This window comes from Streptomyces sp. NPDC059398 (assembly GCF_042751845.1).
Taxonomy (GTDB): Bacteria; Actinomycetota; Actinomycetes; order Streptomycetales; family Streptomycetaceae; genus Streptomyces.
Map to the genome: position 1 here is coordinate 18158 of NZ_JBHYWP010000055.1, position 3431 is coordinate 21588.

Sequence of the window (3431 nt, forward strand, 5' to 3'; positions counted from 1 at the left end):
GGGGGGGCCCCCCACCGGGGGTGTGTTGCCCCCGCCCCCCCCCACCCCGGGGCGCCCTCCCCCGGCCGGCCCCCCCCCCCCCCCCCGCGGGGGCCCCCCTCAGCAACGGGTCTCTACGGCCTACTGGGGTCATGGCGGCGGGACCTGGAGCGGTGGGCCGATGCCGTGATTTCCCCGTTCTGGCTCCCGGGCGGTCAGGCGGCGGCCGGGGGCTCCTCGGGGAAGTGGCAGGCCGTGAGGTGGCCGGGCTTGCTGTCCGTCAGCTGGACGAGCGGCGGCTCGTCGGTGGCGCACTTCTCGGTCGCCTTCCAGCAGCGGGTACGGAACCGGCAGCCGCTCGGCGGGTTCAGCGGCGACGGGACGTCACCGACGAGCCGGATGCGGTTGTCCTCCTTCTCCGTGCCCTCGTCGGGGACCGTGGCTTCCGGGACAGCGGAGAGCAGCGCGCGCGTGTACGGGTGCCGCGGGGCGCTGTAGAGCGTCTCGCGGTCGGCGATCTCGACCATCTTGCCGAGGTACATGACGGCGACGCGGTGCGAGAAGTGCCGGACGATCGCCAGGTCGTGGGCGATGAAGAGGAAGGAGATCCCCATCTCCTCCTGGAGCTTCTGAAGGAGGTTGACGACCTGGGCCTGGATGGAGACGTCGAGTGCGGAGACCGGCTCGTCGGCCACGATCAGCTTGGGCTCCAGGGCGAGGGCGCGGGCGACGCCGATGCGCTGGCGCTGGCCGCCGGAGAACTCGTGCGGGAAGCGGTTGTAGTGCTCCGGGTTGAGGCCGACGATCTCCAGGAGTTCGCGGATCCGGTGCTCGCGGCCGCCCTTGGGGTTGATGTCGTTGACCTCCATCGGGCCACCGACGATCTTGCCCACGGTCTGGCGGGGGTTGAGCGACGAGTAGGGGTCCTGGAAGATCATCTGGATCTCGGAGCGGACCGGCGCCAGTTCCTTGCGGGAGGCGTGCGTGATGTCCTTGCCCTGGTACATGATCTTGCCGGCCGTGGGCTCCATCAGCCGGGTTATCAGCCGTCCGGTGGTGGACTTGCCGCAGCCGGACTCGCCGACCAGGCCGAGCGACTCGCCCTGGTGGACGGCGAAGTCGAGGCCGTCGACCGCTTGGACGTCCGCGACCTTGCGCTTGAACGGGAATCCGCCCATCACCGGGAAGTACTTGGTCAGGCCGGTGACTTCGAGCAGGGGGGTGTCGGTGGTCATGTTCGTTCGTTTCCCTTTGGCTCTGGGTCAGCTCAGCCGGGGCTGGATCTGGTCGGCGAAGATGTCCTTCTTCTGGACTGGGCTGAGGTGGCAGGCGGAGCCACGCCCCGCTGCGAGTTCGAGAGGCGGCCGCTCCGTGGAGCAACGGTCCCCGTCGACCTGGTCCTTGAAGGTGCACCGGGGGTGGAAGCGGCAGCCCGTCGGCGGGTTCAGCAGGCTGGGCGGCGAACCCGGGATCGGCATCAGCGGGATGTCGACCGGGCCCTTCAGGCTCGGCATCGAGCCGAGCAGCCCCCAAGTGTACGGGTGCTGGGGCGCCCGGAGTACCTGACGCTTGGAGCCGCGTTCCACACAGCGGCCGCCGTACATCACCAGCACGTCGTCCGCGACATCGGCGATCACACCGAGGTCGTGGGTGATGAAGACGATGGCCGTGCCGAACTCCTGCTGCAGGTCCTTCAGGAGGTCCATGATCTGCGCCTGGACGGTGACGTCCAGCGCGGTCGTCGGCTCGTCGGCGATCAGCAGCTCCGGGTCGCAGACCAGCGCCATGGCGATCATCGCGCGCTGCCGCATACCGCCGGAGAACTGGTGCGGGTAGTCGTCGACCCGCAGGTCCGGCTGGGGAATGCCGACCCGGGTGAGCATCTCGATCGCCCGCTTGCGGGCCACCTGCTTGGAGGCGCCGGTGTGCTTCCGGTACGTCTCACCGATCTGCTGGCCGACGGTGTGGAACGGCGACAGCGAGGCCAGGGCGTCCTGGAAGATCATCGCCATCTTGTTGCCGCGCAGCCGCTCCAGCTCGCGCTCGCTGGCGCCGAGCAGCTCCTGGCCGTCGAGGGTGATCTCGCCGTTGATCTGGGTGCGGTCGCGGTCGTGCAGGCCCAGGATCGTCAGGTTGGTGACGGACTTGCCGGAGCCGGACTCGCCGACGATGCCGAGCGTCTTGCCCTTCTCCACGTCGAAGGAGAGGCCGTCGACGGCCTTGACTGTGCCGTCCTCGGTCGAGAAGTGGACCTGTAGGTCCCTGACAGAGAGGAAGGGCTGCTGATCGGTGCTCGTCACGAGGACGCTCCAGGAAGTGTTGCGGGGATCGGGGGTGGGGCCGAGCGGGGGCGGGAGCGGGTCAGGCGAGACGGATCCGCGGGTCGATGAGGCCGTAGATGGCGTCCACGAAGATGTTGAAGAAGACGATCGCCGCGGCCGCCACGAGCGTGACGCCCAGGAGCATGGGCAGGTCGCTCGTGTCGACGGACTGCAGTGCGAGCCGGCCGATCCCCTGGATGCTGAAGACCTGTTCGGTGATGATCGCGCCGCCGATCAGTGTGCCCAGGTCGATGCCGAAGATGGTGACGATCGGCCCCATGGCGCCCCGCCAGGCGAAGCGGAAGAAGACCGAAGCCCGGGAGAGACCCTTGGCGCGTGCCGTGCGGACGTAGTCCTCGGTGAGCTGCTCCACGAGCTGGGAGCGCGTCATACGGGTGTAGTTCGCCGTGAAGATGATGGAGAGCACCAGCCACGGCAGCAGCAGTCCGGCTGCCCACTTGACCGGGTTCTCCGTGATCGGCGTGTACGACGGCTGGTCGAGCAGCCCCATCTGCTGGACCAGGATGAACATCGCGATATAGCCGACGAAGTAGATCTGCAGCGAGGAGCCGAGCAGCGACAAGGAGCTGGCTACCTTGTCGAGGGCCTTGCCCTGCTTGACGGCGGCGACCATGCCCGTGCCGATACCGATGATCAGGAAGAAGAAGGCGGAGCCCAGCGCGAGCGAGATCGTCAGGGGCAGCCGGTCCATGATCGTGCCGAGGACGGGCTGGCGGTTGGTGAAGGAGTAACCGAGGCAGGGGGCCGGGCAGTGGCCGTAGTTGCCGTAGTCGCGGCCCGCGAAGATGCCGACCAGCCAGTGCCAGTACTGGACCGGCATCGGGTCGGCTATTCCCAGGTTCAGCCGGATCTGCTTGAGCAGCTCTGGCGTGCAGGTCTTACCGCAGGCCAGACGCGCCGGGTCACGGGGGATCGCGTAGAAGAGGTAGAAGGTGATGGCGCTGATGATCAGCAGGATGACGATAGCGCCGGTCACGCGGCGGAGAAGAAATCGAAGCATGGGGTCGTGACTTTCCGGGTGGGGCGCCGTCGCCGAGGTGTAGGGAGCGGGGGAGGGCCGGGGCCGGGGGAGGGCCGGGGCCGGGGGGGGGGGGCGCGGAGCGGGGGCCC

Annotated in this window: 3 protein-coding genes; all 3 read right to left on the reverse strand. The window is 68.7% G+C overall.

Annotation, left to right across the window (positions count from 1 at the left end; genetic code table 11):
* Positions 1 to 194: 194 nt before the first annotated feature.
* The gene (locus ACFXBC_RS20245; protein ID WP_385025886.1) at positions 195 to 1214 is read right to left on the reverse strand and encodes an ABC transporter ATP-binding protein; all 1020 of its coding nucleotides are present in this window, start codon (positions 1212 to 1214) and stop codon (positions 195 to 197) included.
* 27 nt (positions 1215 to 1241) lie between these two features.
* Positions 1242 to 2279: an ABC transporter ATP-binding protein gene (locus ACFXBC_RS20250; RefSeq protein ID WP_385025889.1), complete on the reverse strand. Its 1038-nt coding sequence runs from the start codon at positions 2277 to 2279 to the stop codon at positions 1242 to 1244.
* A gap of 61 nt (positions 2280 to 2340) precedes the next feature.
* Complete coding sequence (locus ACFXBC_RS20255; protein ID WP_385025892.1) at positions 2341 to 3321, reverse strand: ABC transporter permease; 981 nt, start codon at positions 3319 to 3321, stop codon at positions 2341 to 2343.
* Between the last annotated feature and the right edge of the window lie 110 nt (positions 3322 to 3431).

Bases quoted from the DNA above. Each gene is read 5' to 3' on its own strand.
- ACFXBC_RS20245 (WP_385025886.1), bottom strand. From the start codon at position 1,214: ATGACCACCGACACCCCCCTGCTCGAAGTCACCGGCCTGACCAAGTAC.
- ACFXBC_RS20255 (WP_385025892.1), bottom strand. From the start codon at position 3,321: ATGCTTCGATTTCTTCTCCGCCGCGTGACCGGCGCTATCGTCATCCTG.